The organism is Deinococcus multiflagellatus, from assembly GCF_020166415.1.
Lineage (GTDB): Bacteria > Deinococcota > Deinococci > Deinococcales > Deinococcaceae > Deinococcus > Deinococcus multiflagellatus.
On sequence record NZ_JAIQXV010000013.1, the window covers coordinates 69,039 to 86,963 of the forward strand.

Annotated in this window: 15 protein-coding genes; 6 read left to right on the forward strand and 9 right to left on the reverse strand. The window is 69.9% G+C overall.

Going from position 1 to position 17,925, the window contains the following annotated elements; translation table 11 throughout:
• Window positions 1-43: 43 nt before the first annotated feature.
• The 5 genes from murC (at window position 44) to ftsZ (ending at window position 5,575) form a co-directional block, all read left to right on the forward strand.
• The gene (gene murC / locus K7W41_RS15005; RefSeq protein ID WP_380058157.1) at window positions 44-1,393 is read left to right on the forward strand and encodes a UDP-N-acetylmuramate--L-alanine ligase; all 1,350 of its coding nucleotides are present in this window, start codon (window positions 44-46) and stop codon (window positions 1,391-1,393) included.
• Entirely contained in the window at window positions 1,390-2,274 is an 885-nt protein-coding gene (locus tag K7W41_RS15010; protein ID WP_224610115.1) for a UDP-N-acetylmuramate dehydrogenase, read from the forward strand. Before murC ends, K7W41_RS15010 begins: the two co-directional genes overlap by 4 nt.
• Window positions 2,271-3,026 carry a cell division protein FtsQ/DivIB gene (locus K7W41_RS15015; protein ID WP_224610117.1) on the forward strand — a complete coding sequence of 252 codons (756 nt, stop codon included), beginning with the start codon at window positions 2,271-2,273 and terminating at the stop codon, window positions 3,024-3,026. The genes K7W41_RS15010 and K7W41_RS15015 overlap by 4 nt, the downstream gene beginning before the upstream one ends.
• Entirely contained in the window at window positions 3,023-4,369 is a 1,347-nt protein-coding gene (gene ftsA, locus K7W41_RS15020; protein ID WP_224610119.1) for a cell division protein FtsA, read from the forward strand. Before K7W41_RS15015 ends, ftsA begins: the two co-directional genes overlap by 4 nt.
• A gap of 141 nt (window positions 4,370-4,510) precedes the next feature.
• On the forward strand, window positions 4,511-5,575 hold the full coding sequence (ftsZ, locus tag K7W41_RS15025) for a cell division protein FtsZ (RefSeq protein WP_221088546.1): 1,065 nt from the start codon (window positions 4,511-4,513) through the stop codon (window positions 5,573-5,575).
• A 453-nt stretch (window positions 5,576-6,028) separates the two neighbouring features.
• Here ftsZ and cpdB read toward each other — a convergent pair whose 3' ends face one another.
• The 7 genes from cpdB to K7W41_RS15060 form a co-directional block, all read right to left on the reverse strand.
• Window positions 6,029-7,921 (reverse strand): 2',3'-cyclic-nucleotide 2'-phosphodiesterase, encoded by a 1,893-nt coding sequence (cpdB, locus tag K7W41_RS15030; protein WP_224610227.1) that lies wholly within the window; start codon window positions 7,919-7,921, stop codon window positions 6,029-6,031.
• Between the two features lie 85 nt (window positions 7,922-8,006).
• Window positions 8,007-8,651 (reverse strand): DUF5639 domain-containing protein, encoded by a 645-nt coding sequence (locus K7W41_RS15035; protein WP_224610122.1) that lies wholly within the window; start codon window positions 8,649-8,651, stop codon window positions 8,007-8,009.
• Between the two features lie 183 nt (window positions 8,652-8,834).
• A complete protein-coding gene (locus K7W41_RS15040) occupies window positions 8,835-10,235 on the reverse strand; it encodes an FAD-binding oxidoreductase (RefSeq protein WP_224610228.1) in 1,401 nt (466 codons plus the stop codon).
• 14 nt (window positions 10,236-10,249) lie between these two features.
• On the reverse strand, window positions 10,250-11,527 hold the full coding sequence (gene glcF / locus K7W41_RS15045; RefSeq protein ID WP_224610124.1) for a glycolate oxidase subunit GlcF: 1,278 nt from the start codon (window positions 11,525-11,527) through the stop codon (window positions 10,250-10,252).
• A 192-nt stretch (window positions 11,528-11,719) separates the two neighbouring features.
• The gene (locus tag K7W41_RS15050) at window positions 11,720-12,286 is read right to left on the reverse strand and encodes a hypothetical protein (RefSeq protein ID WP_224610126.1); all 567 of its coding nucleotides are present in this window, start codon (window positions 12,284-12,286) and stop codon (window positions 11,720-11,722) included.
• 627 nt (window positions 12,287-12,913) lie between these two features.
• Window positions 12,914-14,218, reverse strand: a complete 1,305-nt coding sequence (locus K7W41_RS15055) for an ATP-grasp domain-containing protein (protein ID WP_224610129.1) — start codon at window positions 14,216-14,218, stop codon at window positions 12,914-12,916.
• Window positions 14,219-14,381: 163 nt separating this feature from the next.
• The gene (locus K7W41_RS15060) at window positions 14,382-15,542 is read right to left on the reverse strand and encodes an MFS transporter (RefSeq protein ID WP_224610131.1); all 1,161 of its coding nucleotides are present in this window, start codon (window positions 15,540-15,542) and stop codon (window positions 14,382-14,384) included.
• A gap of 145 nt (window positions 15,543-15,687) precedes the next feature.
• Between K7W41_RS15060 and K7W41_RS15065 the strand changes: the two genes are divergently transcribed.
• Window positions 15,688-16,194: a hypothetical protein gene (locus K7W41_RS15065; protein WP_224610133.1), complete on the forward strand. Its 507-nt coding sequence runs from the start codon at window positions 15,688-15,690 to the stop codon at window positions 16,192-16,194.
• A gap of 133 nt (window positions 16,195-16,327) precedes the next feature.
• Here K7W41_RS15065 and K7W41_RS15070 read toward each other — a convergent pair whose 3' ends face one another.
• Together K7W41_RS15070 and meaB are read right to left on the reverse strand one after the other, a co-directional pair.
• Window positions 16,328-16,867: an isoprenylcysteine carboxylmethyltransferase family protein gene (locus K7W41_RS15070; RefSeq protein ID WP_224610135.1), complete on the reverse strand. Its 540-nt coding sequence runs from the start codon at window positions 16,865-16,867 to the stop codon at window positions 16,328-16,330.
• Window positions 16,864-17,814, reverse strand: coding sequence for a methylmalonyl Co-A mutase-associated GTPase MeaB (gene meaB / locus K7W41_RS15075; protein ID WP_224610137.1), 951 nt, complete (start codon window positions 17,812-17,814; stop codon window positions 16,864-16,866). Before meaB ends, K7W41_RS15070 begins: the two co-directional genes overlap by 4 nt.
• Window positions 17,815-17,925 lie beyond the last annotated feature (111 nt).

Here is a 17,925-nt window from a genome sequence, read left to right on the forward strand (position 1 = left end):
CTCCCCTGTGTCTGTCCCCTCCCCCGCGCTGCACTACCACCTGATGGGCATTGGCGGTATCGGCATGAGTGCTTTTGCCCGCCTGCTTTCAGCGCAGGGCCACCGCGTCAGCGGCTGCGATGAAGCGGCCAGCGACCTCACGGCCCGGCTGGGCGCCGAGGGCATTCCGGTGGCTGCCGGCCACGCTGCCGAGCACGTCACCGAAGCCCCGTATGGCCCCATTGACATTCTGGTGGCCTCGGAAGCGGTCCCAAAGGATCACCCTGAGTTGCAGGCCGCTGAAGGCGCGGGCATTGAGATCCGGCCGCGCATGGCGCTGCTGGACGAGCTGCTGCGCGCCGGGCCCAGCGTGGGCGTGATTGGCACCCACGGCAAAACGACCACCACCTCCATGATCGCCGTGGCGCTGACCGGGGCCGGCCTGGACCCGTCTGCGTTTGTGGGCGGCATCGTGCCGGAGTTCGGCAGCAACGCCCGGCTGGGGCGTGGCCCCTTTGTGGCCGAGGTGGACGAGTCCGACAAGGGCTTTGCGGCGCTGGGGGCAGGCACGGCCGTGTTCACCAACGCCGAGGACGACCATGTGGGCGGCGCCCAGGCCACCTACTGGGAAACGGTGGAAGAGCAGCACGCGGCCTTTGCCCGCTTCGTGGCGCAGTCGGGGCGGGTGCTGCTGTGCGCCGACTGGCCGGGCCTGGACGAGCTGTGCGCGGGCGCCCACGAGCGCCTGAGCTACGGGCAGGCCGAAGGGGCCGATTACCGCGCCGTGAACCTGCGCCCCGACGCCGAGGGCACCAGCTTCACGGTCCTGCGGCGCGGTGAGCCCCTGAGTGAAGCGCGGGTGGCGCTGCCCGGCATCCACAACGTCCTGAACGCCCTGGCTGCGCTGGCGGTGGTGGACCTGCACGGTGGGGACATGGCGCAGGCCGCCGCCGCCCTGGCCGGGTTCCAGGGCCCGGGGCGCCGCTGGCAGCGCGTGGGCGAACTGAACGGCGCGCTGGTCATTGACGACTACGCCCACAACGCCACCAAGGTGGCCGCCGCCGTGCAGGCCGCGCGCCAGACCGGGCGCCGGGTGCGGGTGGTGTTTCAGCCGCACCGTTACCTGCGCACCCAGCAGTCCTGGCCCCGGCTGGCCGACGCCCTGATGGACGCCGACGAGGTGCTGCTGCTCGACATTGCCGCTGCCAGTGAAGCCCCCATTCCCGGCATTCACGCCACCCTGATTTCCGAGCGCATGACCCAGCGCGGGCACGCGGGCGTGCGCTACCTGCCCGACCGCGCGGAGGTGCTGCGCGTGCTGCGCGACACCGCCAGCAGCCGCGACGTGATCGTGACCATGGGCGCGGGCGACGTGTGGAAGCTCTCGCGCGACCTCGTGGGAGGCGCGGCGTGACCGCGACGGTCAGCCGCACCGGCACCCGGGTGGAGCGGCTGCCCCTGTCGCGCTTTACGACCCTGGGCGTGGGCGGCGAGGCCGAGGTGTGGTTCGTGGAGTCGCACGAGGCTCTGCGGGAAGCGATGGAGCGCCCCTACCGCGTGCTGGGCGGCGGCAGCAACCTCGTGGTGTCGGATGCAGGGGTGCCCGAACGGGTGATTCGCCTCTCCGGGCCGCTGGCCGAGCGCGACCTGACCCCGGACCCCATCCTGAGCACCCCTGAGCGCGTGGTGACCGGCTGGGTAGGCGGCGGCGTGCCCCTGCCCGGCTTGGTGCGGCAGCTGCAAAAGCTGGGCCTGGGCGGCCTGGAAGGCACGGTGGGCATTCCCGCGCAGGTGGGCGGCGCGGTATGGATGAATGCGGGCACCCGCTACGGCGAGATGTTCGATGGCCTGCACACCCTGGAGATCGTGACCCCGGAGGGCACCCGGGAGGTCACGCCCGCCGACCTGCCCTGGGGCTACCGCCAGAGCGGCATTCCCCGCAACCATGTGGTCACGCGCGTGCGCCTCGCCCTCAGCGTCAGCACGCCCGAAGCGGTGCTGGCCAAGATGGACTTCGCTGACCAGGCGCGCAAGGGCCAACCCAAGATGAAAACGCCGGGCTGCGCCTTTAAAAACCCCGGCGGGGTCAGTGCGGGCAAGCTGATTGACGAGGCGGGCCTGAAGGGCACCCGGGTGGGCGGCGCCCTCATTGCCCCGGAGCACGCCAACTTCATCGTGAACCTGGGGGGCGCCACAGCCGCCGATGTCCACGCGCTGCTGGACATCATCCGGGCGCGGGTGGGCGTGCCGCTGGAACTGGAATACGAACTCTGGCCGGGGCAGGCCACGCCTTGAGCCCCGAGCCCAGGCGCAACCGCCGCGTGGGCCCCGAACCCACCCCGGCGCCTGCTCCCACCGCCGAGCCGGCCCTGGAGGGGGAGACCCTGGCGCTGGACCCCATTCCTGCCCCCCCAGCTGTTCGGCCCCGGCGCCGCGTGCGCCGCCGCGTCTTCGCGCTGGCCGCGTGCCTGCTCACCGTGGGCGGGGCGGTGGGCGCGTGGTATGCCCTACCCATCCGCACCGTCACCGTGAGCGGCAACGCGCATCTGTCGCCCCAGGAGGTCAAGGCACTGGCCGGCCTCTCCCCGGACTTTGGCTGGCTGTACTACGGCGCGTGGCGGGCCCGGGGCCTGCTGGACAGTCCCTGGGTGGCCTCGGCCGTCGTGACCCGCACCTTCCCCGACCGCGTGCAGGTGCAGCTCACCGAGCGCCAGCCGCGCGCCCGCTGGCGCCAGCCGAATGGCAAGATTGTGGCCGTGGCTGCAGACGCCACCGTGTTGCCGGGCGCGCGCAAGACCGAGGCCCTGCCCCTGATTGAAGGCTGGGGCCCCAACCGCGTGAACGAGGTGCTGGGCCTGCTGGACGCCCTGGCCCGTTACAATGTGCAGTCGGTTGCCTATACACCCACGGGCCTGACGCTGAAAGTGGCGAACAGACGCGTGTGGACCGGCGACGTGCAGGCGTTACTGAAGTATGCTGGGAGCATCAGCATGTATCCGAACAGCGAGATTTCGATTTACCCCTGGGGGGTGAGCGTCCAGGAATGAAAGACAACACCATCATTGTGGGCCTGGACATCGGCACCACAAAAATCACGACCGTCATCGGCGAAGTGGCCGGCGGCGGCAGTGTGGACATTATCGGTGAAGGCACGGTGCCCAGCGAGGGCATGAAGCGCGGCTCGGTGGTCAATCTGGAGCGGGCCACCCACGCCATCAAACAGTCGGTGCAGGCCGCCGAGCGGGTCAGCGGCGTCAAAGTGGAAAGCGTCTACGTCTCGGTGGCGGGCAATCACGCCAAGGCGATCACCAGCCACGGTCTGGCGGCCATCCGCCGGCACCAGGAAATTGCCCAGCCGGACGTGGACCGCGCCATTGAAAACGCGCGCGCCGTGCCGCTGGACCCCAACCTGGAAATCATTCACACGCTGCCCCAGGAATACGTGGTGGACGGCCAGGAAGGCATTAAAAACCCGGTCGGCATGCACGGGGTGCGCCTGGAAGTGGACGTGCACATCGTCGCGGGCACTGCCGGGCCGCTGCTGAACCTGCGCCGCTGCGTGCAGGAAGCGGGGCTGCGGGTGGAAGGTTTTGCGCTGCACGCCCTGGCCAGCGGGCTGGCGACTCTGGAAGCCGCCGAGCAGGCCCAGACTGTGGTGGTGGTGGACATGGGCGGCGGCACCACCGACGTGGCGGTGTTCAAGCGCGGCAACCTCGCGCACTCGGCCTGCATTCCGCTGGGCGGCGAGCATGTCACGGCCGACCTCGCGCAGATTCTCAAGATCCCCATGGAGGAAGCCGAGAACGTCAAGCGGCGCTACGGCGCGGCCCTCCCGGAACTGGCCGACCCCGACCTGACGCTGGAAATCACCACGTCGTCGGGCAGCACCCACGCCATCACGGCCTTTGAACTCTCACGGATCATCAAGCCGCGCCTTGCCGAGATCTTTGGCCTGATCCGCGACGAGATTGACCACACCCTGGGCCCGGTGGAACTGGTGGCGCAGGGCGTGATTCTCACCGGCGGCGCGGCGCTGCTGCGCGGCACGCCGGAGTTGGCCCGCGACCGCTTTCGCCTGCCGGTGCGCGTGGGCCGCCCGCGCGGCATTGGCGGCCTGACCGATATTGTCAGTGGCCCCGGCCACGCGGGCAGCGTGGGGCTGGTGCTGTACGGCATTGGCGAGGACGGCAAGGTGCCGCATCTGGTCTACGGCGACATGGCGCCCGGACCACAGCCGGCCCCCACCCAGGCCAGCCCTGCGCCAGTGGTGCCGGAAGTGAGCGCGCCCGCTGTCCCCGTGGTCCCCTCCACGCCCGCCGCGCCCCAGGAGAAGAAGACCGGGCCCAGCCTCGCTGAGCGCGTGCGCGGCTGGTTCAAGGACTGGATGTGAACCCCCGCGAAAGGGCCGGAGCCGCCACGCTGCTCTGGCTCTTTCGCTGTGCGGTCCCCCCACATTGGGACGTGCGGTACACTACGCGGCAGTGAATCTGCCCTGCGCCCGCGCGCGGCGGCCAGAACGTAAGGAGACATGATGCAAGCGGCCAGAATTCGCGTGATTGGCTTGGGCGGCGCCGGCAACAACGCCGTGAACCGCATGATTGAATCGGGACTCGAAGGCGTGGAGTTCATCGCCGGAAACACGGACGCGCAGGTGCTGGCCAAGAGCCACGCCGAGATCCGCATTCAGCTGGGCGACCGCCTGACCCGTGGCCTGGGCGCCGGCGCCGACCCCGAAGTCGGTGAAAAAGCCGCCCTGGAAGACCGCGAGCGCATCAAGGAATACCTGGAAGGCACCGACATGCTGTTCATCACGGCCGGCATGGGCGGCGGCACCGGCACCGGCAGCGCGCCCGTGGTGGCCGAGATTGCCCGCGAGATGGGCATTCTGACCGTGGCGATTGTCACGCGCCCCTTCAAGTTTGAAGGCCCCAAGCGCCTGCGCGTGGCCGAAGAGGGCATTGGCAAGCTGGCCGACCGCGTGGACGGCATGATCGTGGTGAATAACGAGAAGCTGCTCACCGCCGTGGACAAGAAGGTGTCTTTCCGCGAAGCCTTCCTGATTGCCGACCGCGTGCTGTACTACGGCGTCAAGGGCATCAGCGACGTGATCAACGTCGAAGGCATGATCAACCTCGACTTTGCCGACGTGCGCAACCTGCTGGCGAACTCCGGCACGGTGCTCATGGGCATTGGCGCCGGGCGCGGCGAGAAGGTGGCCGAAGAAGCCGCCATGAGCGCCATCCACAGCCCGCTGCTGGAGCGCGGCATCGAGGGCGCGCGCCGCATTCTGGTCAACGTGACCGGCAGCTACGACCTGTCCATGACCGACGCCAACGAGATCGTCGAGAAGATCCGCGAGGCCACCGGCTTCGAGGAACCCGACATCCTGTTCGGCATTACCCCCGACGAGGCGGCCGGCGACGAGGTGCGCGTGACCGTGATTGCCACTGGCTTTAACGACATGCCGGTGACCGTGGCGGGCGGCCTGCGCTCCAGCGTGATTGACACGATGGTCAAGCCGGTACGCGGCGGCACCGCCTACGACCCCAAGGACTACGACATCCCCGCGTTCCTGCGCAATATTGACCGGGACTGAAGCTGGGCGTGAAAGGCACCTCTGCGGGGGTGCTTTTTTTGGCTCTGGGCCATGAGCTATGGGCCATGAGGAAAAAAGGGATTGAGCGGGGATCAGGAGCGGGGGTGGGATTGAGGGGTTGGAGCGCGGGCCTCAATTCCACTTCTGCCGCTGTTGTTCGCCGGTGTTCGCTCCAGGGCGATTGACAGTTTGCCTCTGGAGCAGCTGACCTCAAGATGATGGTGGTTCTCGACCCTCTCCCCTCGTGGGACTCGAAGAGCTGCGCCGCAGAGAGGGCCTCGTGCCGCGAGGGGTGAGGGGGTGCTTTGGTCAACGGCTCTAGGCTCGCTCTGGTTCTCGCCAAACGACAGCTGCTCCGCCAGCCCTGCCTTCCCCCATGGCTCATGGCCCAGAGCCCCCAGCCAACAAGAGGCACCGCAGCGTCGCCGCCGGGTGCCTCTTCCGCTGACCTGCTTAGAACTTGATCGTGTATTCCGCGAAGCCGTCCTCGCGGGTGCGCAGGAGCTGCGCGCCGGCGGGCAGGAACTTCTGGGCGTTGGGGCTGCTCACGTACAGCAGGGTGGCGCCGGGGATGGGGGTCAGCTTCCAGTTGCCGTCGGCGGTGGGGTTGACCGTCTTTTGCTGGTTGAAGTACCCGATGATCGCCTGACGGGTTTCATCCGGGGCCTGCAGCACGATGTTCTTGCCGTTCAGGCCAGGGAAGGAGCCGCCGCCCGAGGCGCGGTAGTTGTTGGTGGCCACCACGAACTGCTGCTGCGGATCAATGGGCTTGCCCTGGTACATCAGGTTTTTAATGCGGCTGGCGCCCGCGTTCACGACCTCGCCCTTACTGTTGTAGCGGTTGGGCTGGGAGACGTCGATCTCGTAGGTCACGCCGTCAATCACGTCAAAGTTGTAGGTGGGGAAGGCATCGTCCACCAGCGCCTGGGGCTCGGTCTTGGTGGGGTCAATCTGCTTGAACTGCCCGGCGCTGCGCTCCAGCCACTCCTTGACCTGCGCGCCCGTCACCAGCACGGCCTGCACGGTGTTGGGGTACACGTACAGGTCGGCCACGTTCTTGATGGCCAGGGTGCCGGCCGGAATGTCGGTGTAGTAGCTGGCTCCCGCGCGGCCCCCGGCCTTGAAGGGCGCAGCGGCCGAGAGCACCGGCAGGTCCTTGTACTGGGTGCTGCTCAGGGCCGCCTTCACGTAGGCGGTCTGGGCGTTGCTGACCAGCTGCACGCTGGGGTCGTCCTGCACCAGCGCCCAGTAGGAGTTGATAGGGGCCGTCAGGTCGGCCACCTTGCCGCGCACGTAGGCCAGGGTGCCCTCGTGGGCGGCCTTCACAGCGGCGGCAATGCGGGGGTCAGGCGTGACCAGGCTCTTCTTGGCCGCCTTGTCCCAGATGGGGCGCACGGCCGACACGCCGTCCACAATCGTCCACTTCTGGGTCTTGCGGTCAAAGTTCAGCTTCAGGTCAATGATGCCCAGGTCGTTGCCCCAGAAGCCCGCCATGACCACCGGCTTGCCGTTGATGGTGCCCTTGGTGATGTCGGCGCCGGGAATGCTCTTGTACACCGGCCCAGGGAATTCCTGGTGGCTGTGGCCCGAGAGCACCACGTCCAGCCCGGGCACCTTGGTCAGCTCGGTCACCGCGTTTTCCTGCCCGGGGGTGTAGTCGGCGGCAATACCGCTGTGGGCAATCGCCACGATGATGTCCGCGCCCTGGGCCTTCATCTGGGGAATGAACTTGCGGGCGGTTTCCACCATGTCGCGGGTGGTGACTTTGCCTTCCAGGTTGCTCTTGTCCCACTGCATGATCTGCGGGGGCAGGAAGCCGATGATGCCCACATTGATGTAGTACGGGCGGCCCTGGGTGTCATAGACCAGCTTGCGCTGAATCAGGTAGGGGGTAAAGGCGTTCTTGTCGTTGTCGGGGTTGTTGTCGCCGTCGGCCAGGTAGACGTTGGCGCTGACATACGGCATGGGGGCGGCGCTCAGCACGCGCTGCAAGAAGGGCAGGCCATAGTTGAACTCGTGGTTGCCCAGGTTGCCGGCGTCGTAGCCCAGCACGGCCATGGCGGCGTGCATGGGGTGGCGCTGGCCTTCGGCCAGGGGGTTGACCCGGGCCACGAAGTCACCCAGGGGGTTGCCCTGAATCAGGTCGCCGTTGTCGAACAGCAGGCTGTTGCGCTTTTCCTGGCGGGCCTTTTGAATCAGGGTGGCGGTGTATTCCAGGCCGAACTCGCCCGTGGGCTTGTCCTGGTAATAGTCGTACCCCAGGGCGCTGGTGTGCAGGTCCGTGGTTTCCAGAATGCGGAGGTCAACAGTCTGGGCACCCGCTGCACCCAGCAGCAGGGCGGTCATCAGGGGAATAAATTTACGCACGCCCCACAGAATAGCGAACCCCGGGGCGGCAAAGTGGAATCTGGATCAGTGACAGTCGCGCCGGTTACAACTGGGCGGCCAGGGTGCGGAACAGGGCGGGGGCCGGGGGCGCCTCTCCCCCATCCACCCAGCCGAAGCGGGCGTCGCGCAGCGGGCCCCCCTCGCCCACGCCCAGGCCACCGGGAAACAGCGCGGTGTAGTCGGGGGGCGCCGTGACCGGCACCGCGCCGGGCAGGGCCAGCGCCGCCTCAACCTCGGCCGGGTGGCCAAAGTGCAGGGCGTGGGTGCCTTCCGGCGCCTGCCAGGAGAAGCGCGCGGCGCTCACCAGGGGCCCGGCGTACACCACATGGCCCCAGCGCACCCCGGGGCGCAGGCGCAGCGTCACGTCCAGCGGCTCGCCCAGCAGGCCGAACGACCCCACAAACGGCCGGGTGAGGTCATACCCCTGCACGTTCTTGACCGTGCGCCCCCCGGCCCGCACCACCCGCCCACTGGGCGCGCGAAAGGTCACACCCAGCACGTCCCCGGCAAAGAAAAAGGTCTGCCCGAAGCCCCCGCGCTTCACCAGCCCCCCCACGCCGCCTGGCAGGCCCACCGGCGGAAACGGCGGAAACAGCCCCGCCGGCAGCGCCGCATAGACCTCGGGCAGTGAGGTATCCCCGCTGACCGTGATCGTCTGGTCCCCAGGCGACAGGTCAAGGACGGGCATGGGGCGCCTCCGGCGTGGTGATGGGTGATGGGTGATGGGTGATGGAAAGGGATGCTGACGGCACGAACAGGTTTTGACGCCTGCATCTCGGGGCGGAGCCGGCAGCACCATCGCCGCACCCTCGACCCCCCGGCCCCTCGACCCCTCGACGCTTCACCACCATCCTCCTTCGACCATCACCCATCACCCCTTCACCTCTTCCGGCAGCACCTTGCCTGGATTCAGCAGCCCGGCCGGGTCCAGCGCGCGCTTGACCGACCACAGGGCGCCCAGGGTCACGGGGTCCACGGCGTCGCGCATGAAGTCGCGTTTCATGGTGCCGATACCGTGCTCGCCGCTGAGCACACCGCCGTGCCGCAGGGCCACCAGGGCGATGCGGTGGGCGAGGTCATGCACCGCGTGCGGGTCGTCGTGGCGGGGGTCAAAGAGGATGTTGGGGTGCAGGTTGCCGTCGCCAATGTGGCCGAACTGCACCACTGTGAAGGGGCTGGCGTCGCCCAGGGCGCGGATTTCGCGCACCACTTCGGGCAGGGCGGAGCGGGGCACGGCGATGTCCTCGTTCATGCGCTGCGGGCGAATGCGGCCCAGGGCGGGGCTGACGCTGCGCCGCGCCTGCCACAGCGCGGCGGCCTCGGCGTCGGTTCCGGCGCGGCGCACGGTGCCGCCCGCCGCCACGCAGGCCGCTTCCACCAGGGCGCGCTCTTCTTCCACGGTGGGCAGGTCGTCGCCGTCGGTGTCCACGAGCAGCACGGCTTCGGCGCCCCGGGGCAGGCCCAGGCTCAGGTAGTCCTCGACGGCGTTCGTGCAGGCGCGGTCCATGAATTCCAGCTTGCTGGGCACGGCGCCCGCCGCAATCGCCTGACTTACCGCCTCGGCACACTCCCCCACTTCCGGGAAATGGGCCATCAGCGTGCGGGTCACGAGCGGGGGCGGCACGAGGCGCAGCGTGGCCTCGGTCATCAGGCCCAGGGTGCCCTCGGAGCCGATGAACAGCCCGGCCAGATCGTAGGCGTCGCGCGTCAGTTCGTGCACCTCGCCGGCCGCGTCCACCACCTGCAGCGCCCGCACGTAATCGCCGGTCACGCCGTACTTGAAGCACATGGGGCCGCCCGCATTCTCCGCGAGGTTGCCCCCGATGGTGCTGGTGCGAAACGAAGCAGGGTCGGGTGGGTAAATCAGGCCGTGGGGGCGCGCGGCCTCGCTGACCGCCAGCGTGACCACGCCCGCCTGCGCGCGGGCCTCGCGCCGGGCGGGGTCTATGCGCAGCCCGGTCATGCGGGTAAACGAGATCACCAATCCCGGTGCGGTGGGCGCGGCGCCGCCCGAAAGCCCACTGGCCGCGCCGCGCCCCACCACCGGCACCCCGGCCGCCCGCGCCGCCTGCACCGCCGCCACCACATCCGCCGTGGTTTCGGGCAGCACCACCGCCAGCGGCGTTTCCCCGAATTGAATGGCGTCGTAGCGGTAATTGCGCCGCTCGGCGAGGCTGGTGAGCACCTGATGCGGGGCCAGCCGGCGCAGGAGGTCCGTGACGAGTGGGGAGTGGGAAGTAGGACCGGAAGCCTGTCTTTTCCCACTTCCCACTCCCCACTTCCCACTCACAATTCCCCCCGGTACGCCCGGTCCAGCACTTCCACCGTGTGCAGCACCGGCGCCCGGCTGCCCGCCCGGCGCACATGGCTCTGAATCTGGGTGTGGCAGCCAATGTTGCCGCTGGCGATCAGGTCCGGCGCCGTCGACAGGATGTTCTTCGCCTTGCGCGCGCCCAGCTGGCTGGCCAGTTCGGGCTGTTCCAGGTTGTAGGTGCCCGCCGAGCCGCAGCACAGGTCGCCTTCGGGGACCTCCTGCACGGTGACCCCCGGAATGAAGCGCAGCAGGGCGCGGGGCGCGGCGCGCACCCCCTGGGCGTGGGCGAGGTGGCAGGCGTCGTGGTAAGCCACCGTGATGGGGCGCGAGGCGGGCAGAGGCGGTTCCAGTTCGCCGGCTTGCAGCAGCCGGTGCAGATACTCGCTGATGTCCATGACCTTGGCGGCAAAGGCGCGGGCCCGCGCTTCATCGTGTTCGCCACGCAGCACCATCGGGTACTCCTTGAGGCCCGCCCCGCAGCCCGCTGCGTTGGAGAGGATGGCGTCGTAATCGCCCGGGTGAAAGGCGGCGAGGTTGCGGCGCACCAGGGTCAGGGCCTCGTCCCGCGCGCCGGTGTGCAGGGCGGCGGCGCCGCAGCAGCCCTGGCCCTCTGGCACCACCACCTCAATGCCGTTGCGGGCCAGCACCCGCAGGGTCGCCGCGTTGAAGTTGGGGGTCAGGGCCTGCTGGGCGCAGCCCACCAGAAAGGCCACCCGGCCGCGCTGCACGCCCCGGGCCGGGGTCACGGCGGGGCTGGGCTGCATGGCGGGCACCGTTTCGGGCAGCAGGTCCAGCGGCGCGCGCAGGGCAGCGGGCAGCAGCGGCGCCAGGGGCTTGGTGTACTGCCCCACCCGGGCCGCCACGCTAAAGACCTTCGGGGCCGGCAGGATCTTCAGGATGGCCGACCGCTTGGCCCGGTCCAGTGGCGAGCGCGCCCGCTGAGGCTCCGACCAGCCGCGAAACGCCGTGATCAGCTCGCCGTAGGGCACGCCGCTGGGGCAGGCGGTCACGCAGCCCTGGCAGCCCAGGCAGCGGTCCAGGTGCGGCGAGGCGTCGGCCAGGGGCAGGGCGCCCTCCAGCACCTCTTTCATTAGGACAATGCGGCCACGGGGGCTATCCATCTCGTCGCCCAGCAGCGCGTAGGTGGGGCAGGCGGGCAGGCAAAAGCCGCAGTGCACGCAGGCGTCCACGGCGTGCGCCATCACCTCGCCCTGGCCCCCGGGCACCGCCCCCCGAATCTCGTTGTTCACACAGCCCCCGTCATGCGCCACAGGATAGGCGGGCCGGGTGAAGGGAAGGCCAGGGCGGCTAGGGGAGCCGGGAGACTCGTCTGGAGGGAGCCGCACTTCTGCCAGAGCGTGCGCACAGCAGCGGCCCGTTTCACCCTGAAGCCAGAGAGTAGCCTCACCTCACGTCCACGCCACCCTTTCTGGGGCCCGCTGTCAGTGGGCCTCGGCCAACCCAGGCGGCCCATGCAGCCAGACCTGTACGCGCTGCGCCGTCTGTTCCGGCGTCAGGCCCGTGGTGTCCAGCGTCTGCCCCGGCCATGTTGCCTGGGGAGCCGCCTGCCACTGGGGCCAGCGCATCTCCTCCCAGGCATCGTCGGTCAGGACCTGGGGTTCCCAGTCGGCCAGAACCTGATGCACCCGCAACCACGCCGCCCAGTTCAGCATGTCCTGGGTGGCGTGCCCGTCCCCGCGCGCCCGCAGGCGACGCACCCGTTCGGGGTCGGCCACGTCCAGCAGCAGATGATGAACGGCACTCAGGTGCTGGGCCCCAGGGGCCGCCAGCACTTCACCCCGTGGGCAGGGCCCCAGCAGGCCCAGGGGCCGGGGACTGTGCAGGGCCGTCTGAATCCAGCCTTCGGTGAGTTGCTGGCGCTCCCGCTTGCCGCCGCCCACCCAGCGTTCATCGAAGTCATGCCAGCGAATGTCCGGCCGCACCGCCTTCAGCCAGGGCAGCAACGTGCTTTTCCCCGAACCAGAGGCGCCCGCAAGCACAATCAACATACCCTCACCCTAGAGGGCGTTTCTTCCCCTGACCATCAGCGTTCTGGCCCAGTGGGCGCGTCACCCAGATCAGGCCGGTCAGCAGTGGGGCCGTGACGCCCACTGCGAGGCCCCAGGTCAAGAGCCCCATGCTCAGGTGATCCCAGCACTGCGCCCTCAGATCCACCTTTGCGCACCAGCCGAAGTGGGTGTCCCAGAGGGTGCTCAGAAGCGCTGTCAGCGCGTAGGGCAAGAACAGGCAGCCCGCAACCCGGATCAGATCCAGGGCCAGGAGCCCTCCACGCTGCGGCCCGGTGAATCTGGGCAGGTGGCGGGTTGAAGGAATCAAGCGGTACAGCACCAGTGGGCCGCCCAGGGCAAGCAGGAGAAAGCCGAGTCCGGCAAAGGTGGGCACCCTGGCACTGTACCGGTCTGCCCCTGAGCCCGGCCTCCACCTTTGGGCGCCGCCGATGAAGCCGTCATCCGGACTGCCGTCCATTGCCCCATCATCCAGAAACGAACGGGGAGTTCCCCGCCCTCGGCGCTGTTTCAGCCCCATGCCCGGAAATCCGTCTCTTTTCCCTCTCTGCCCCGCCGCTCTGCGGGTCCCTCCGGTCAGAACAATTCCTGAATTGTTCAAACGTCGTGTCAGCAGGGCGGCAGAACCGCTTCTGCCGGGCCAAACACCAAACCCTCCTGCACCCGCGCCAGGGCTGCCCCCATAGCCCGCGCCAGCGCAGGACCGTCCGGGGCACCCATGACCACATGCCCGGCCGCATCCCCACTGAAGCCCCGCGCCCAGCCCGCCTCGCCGGGAGCAATGTTCAGCTGGGCCGCCTGCACCCCCGGCAGCTCCGTGAAGTCCGGCACCCGCAGGCACACGCCTTCCTGCGGCGGAAAGAGCAGCCAGCCGCACAGCTGCGCCGGTTCCAGGGCCTGAAGGTGGGCCTGTGCGGCCGCCTCGTCCACCATCCCGGCCTGCAGGCGGCACTGCCACTCGTTCAGGTTCGGGCCGCCCGCCCGGTGCAGCGTGTCATTGATGCGGCCCCCGCCGGTGCGGCAGGCGATCTCGCACAGGGACAGCGAGCCGTCCTCGTGTACAAAAATTTCGGCGTGGAAGGTGTGGCCGCTGGGCAGGTTCAGCGCCGCGCACACCGCTCGCGCGTACGTTTGCAGCGGCCCGAACAGCGGGTCCTGGCGGCTCAGCATGAAGCTGCCCACCACCTGCGTCTGGGCGAAAGCGCCGATCTCCAGCCCCGGGGTGAGGTACTGGCTGGGCCAACTCCAGGCCACCTGGGCGCCAACCGCGATGCCGTCGACGTGATACAGCCGCCCCGGGTGAAAGGTTTCAACACACAGGTCTGAGACGTATTCGGCGTAGGGCACACGCGGGGCAAAACCGCTTTCCAGAAAGGCCGTCAGGGCAGCCGGGTCCGCAATCTGGCGCCCAAAGACCGAGCCCGAACTGGTCCGGGGCTTCACGAACACGGGCAGGCCATGCGCGGCCACGAAATCCAGCAGGTCCAGCGGGCCGTTCAGGGCGGCGCCCGGGTGGGCCGGCACCCCCGCCGCCTGCACCTGGGCGCGGGCCAGCACCTTGTCGCGGAAGGACGCGGCGCTGGCCACCCCCTGCCCCGGCAGGCCCCAGCGTTCGCGCAGGCGGGCGGCCCGCAGCACATCGTCCTCGCCAAAGGCCAGGATGTGGGTCACGGGGCGCGTGCGGTGCAGGGCGTCCAGATCGGCATACACGTTGCCGTTGTTCAGGTAGTTGGGGTAAGCGCGCACAAAGCCGTAGGCCGGGTCAGCCGCCAGGGCCGTCAGGTCGTCGGCCGTTACGCTGTCCCTGTCCAGCACCAGGCTCAGCGCGCCGGGGGGCAACCCGGGCAGCCACGCTGGAAAGGCAAATTCGGTGGGATCGTGCAGGGTCAGCAGCAGGATGTGGGGGTGGGGCATGGGTTCCTTTCGCCGGGGCTAGGCCGGTGGGCGTGGGCCCAGGCGACCCGGGCCGCCCGCGCAGCATAGGGGACGGGCGCCCGCCCAGAGACCGCACATGGAGCTGGGCCTAGTCTCACCCTGTCACCTCTGGCCGCTGTTCCCTCCCCTGAGGGACGCCGCTCTACTTCAGGTCCGCCCGGGGTGGCTCGGGCAGGCGCGCCGCAATCAGGGCGCTGGGCAGCAGCAGGGCGAGGCTGGCCAGCGCCGCCGTGACGGGGCTGGTCACATCGGCCAGGGCGCCCACCAAGAACAGCAGCAGCCCCGCAAAGCCCCAGGAAAAGCCCATCATGATCGAGCTGGCCACCGCCACATGCCCCGGCGCGTACTCCTGGGCGGCCACCACGCCCACCGGAATGCTGGCGTTCACAGCGGCCCCCACTATGAAGGTCAAAGGGTAAAACCACCAGTTGGCCGGACTGGACAGAATGAGTCCCGCAAACAGGGGAATGGTGGTGAGAATGGCGCCGCGCAGCACCGGCACCCGCCCGTGGCGGTCACTCAGGCGCCCGCCGATGATGCCGCCCACCGCGCTGGCCACGGAATAGACCCCCAGCGTCAGGCCCACCTCGCGCGGACCGTAGCCCCGGCCCAGCAGGATGAAGGGCAGCATGGCGTTGTAGCCCATGCTGGCCAATGAGCGCAGCACCGCCATGCCCCACAGCCACGCCAGCGGCCCCCGGAAAATCCCGGCGTACTCCGCCCATGACACGCGCCGCGCCTTTTGCACCCCCGCCGGGGTGACGGCAAAGGTCAGGGCCGCCACCGCCGCGCCGATCAGGGCGAACCAGGGCAGATGCGTGAGGCCCACCCCCGCAAAGACCGGCCCCAGCGCCATGCCGGCCGTGCCCCCGGCACTGAACAGGCTGGCCCACAGGCCCCGTTTGTCGGGCGGGCTGTGCTGGGCCACATAGGCGGCCCCGGCCGGGTGGAAAAACCCGCTGCCGAAGCCCGCCACCGCCACCAGCAGCACCAGCGCGCCAAACCAGGGCATGAAGCCCATCAGCGTCAGGCCCAGGCCAGTGAGCAGCGGGCCCAGCGCGGCGGCGTAGCGGCGGTCCAGGCGCTCGCCCAGAATGCCCAGCAGGGGCTGCAGCACCGAACTGGTCAGCGAATACATGCTGGACAGAAAGGTCACGGCGGCGATACTCACGCCGTATTTGGCCTGCAGGGCCGGGGTCAGCGGGGTCAGCATGGCGCCGTAGGCGTCGTTGATGAAGTGCCCGGCGGTGACCGCCAGCGCAATGGCGGTGGCGTGGCCGGTGGTGGCGAGGCGGGCCTGCATGGCGGCCAGGGTACGCCTGTTGTCTGGAGACTGTCCGGTCTGCCGGGCCAGCCCCTCTCCTTGCTGGCCGTCTTCAGACATCCGTCAGGTGACCTGTCACAGGAATGTGACAGTTGTGCAAGACCGCCCGCCTTAAGCTCGGGCCATGCCCGCCGTGTTCCGTGACGCCATCGCCAGTGCCCTGCCCAGCGCGGACGGGGTGCGTGCCCGGCTGCTGGATCTGCCCGGCGTGGCGGTGCAGGCCCTGGCGGAGTATTTCAGCGCCCGCCTACCCGAGGTAGACGTGCTGGTGGCCCTGCCCGGCGCCGAGGCCCTGGCGGCGGCCACCGCCTCGCTGCGCGGCACGTATCTGGCGCCCTTTGACCCGGTGCTGGGCCTGCACGACCTGCCGGACATGCGCGACGTGCGCGGTCGCCCCAGCGCCGCCCTGCTGACCCCCGAACTTACCGACGGCTCGGCGGAACTGCAGGCCCTGCTGCACGCCGAGCACCTGGGCTGGCGGGTGCAGGCCCTGGCGGCGGCCGTGGAGCGCACCAACGGCCTGGGCCGCGCCCGGCTGGAGTTTCAGGGCGTGCCCCTGCTGGTGCCGGTCCTGCTGGCCGATACCCCCGGCGGGCTGGTGTTCGAGCGCCGCATTCCGCAGCCGGAGTAATTGAGCGGCAGTCTATGTGGGGCCTGGTAAGGGCCCCCTTTTGCTGTGCCCGGCCCGCCTGCACCGCAGCCACACCGACCGGGACACCGGGGTTCAATGAGCGGGAGGCCCGTCTAGGACTGCCTCCCCGGGTTCACTCTCCGCCCTGGTGGTCCGGCCTCCCCTGGGCGTAGGCCCGCAGCGCCGCTTCCTCGGCGGGGATGCGCAGGCCCAGCAGCAGGGCCGCGTTCAGCAGGGTAAAGGCCAGGGCGGTGCGCCACGCGCCCACCGCCAGCGGGGCCGCCGCCAGCTCCAGGGCCACCACCGCGTAGTTGGGGTGCTTCAGGTAACGAAAGGGCCCGCCCGTGACCCGCTGCCCCCCCGGCACAATCAGGATGCGGGTGTTCCAGTAGCGCCCCAGGGTGCGAATCACCCAGTAGCGCAGCGGCTGGGCCAGCAGCAGCAGCCCCAGGGCCGGCCAGCTGACGCGCGCACCGGGGCGGCGGCCCTCCAGCAGCGTGCCCAGCAGCCAGGCCGGGTGCAGCACAAAAAACAGGGGGTAATGCGCCTGCCCGTATTCCACCGCGCCCCGCTCGTGGGCCCAGCGTTCGTTGGCGCGGGCCACCCGCAGTTCCAGCAGGCGCTGCGCGACCAGGGCGCCCACCAGCAGCGGCGCGGCCAAGCGGGCCTTCACCGGGCCCCCAGCAGGTCGTCGGCGGCCTGCTCGGCGTCCAGTTCGCCCTGGGCCACCCGCTGGTACAGGTCGCGGCCCTGGGCGCGGGCGCGGCGCAGCAGGCGTTCTTGCACCAGCGTGCGCACCTCGTATTCGGCGCGGGCTTCACGGCGGGCCAGCAGCCCGGCTTCCCCCAGGTGGGCGCGGTGGGCCTCCACGGCGGCAATCACGGCGTCTATCCCCTCGCCCTTGGCCGCAATGGTCTTGCGGATGGGCGCAAACCAGGTGTGCTCATCGTGGGCGCCCAGGCCCTGCGCGGCCATCAGCTCGCGCACGGTGCGGTCGGCGCCGGGCAGGTCGGCCTTGTTCACGGCGATCACATCGGCAATTTCCATGATGCCCGCCTTGAAGGCCTGCACGCCGTCGCCGCCCGCCGGGGTCAGCACCAGCAGGGTGTGGTCGCAGGCGGCGGCGATGTCCACCTCACTCTGGCCCACGCCCACCGTTTCCAGAATCACCCAGTCGAAACCCGCGCCTTCCATCAGGGCCAGCACGCCCGGGGTGCGCTCCGAGAGGCCGCCCAGGGCGCCCCGGCTGGCCAGCGAGCGCACGAACACCCCGGGGTCGGCGTGGTGGCGCAGCATGCGAATGCGGTCGCCCAGAATCGCCCCGCCGCTGTAGGGGCTGCTGGGGTCCACCGCCAGCACCGCCACCCGCTGCCCCCGGGCACGCAGGGCGGCGATCAGGGCGTCCACCAGGGTACTTTTGCCGCTGCCAGGGCTGCCAGTCACGCCCAGCACCACGGCGCGCTCACCCCGCGCGGCCCGCTGCCGGGCGGCGCGCAGCAGGGGCCGGGCGCCGTCCAGTCCCGCCTCGGCCAGGGTGACGGCGCGGGCCAGGGCGCGCAGGTCCCCGGCGCGGTAGCGCTCTAGCAGCGGGCCCGTGGGCGGGGCAGAAGGAGCGCTCACGGGCGCCCCCGGTCAGGGAACGGAGGGTGAGGGTGCATGTCGGGCCTCACCCTAGCGCACCAGCCGGGCCGCGCCCCCCCTCATACGAACTGCCGTCCATTTCCGGAACAC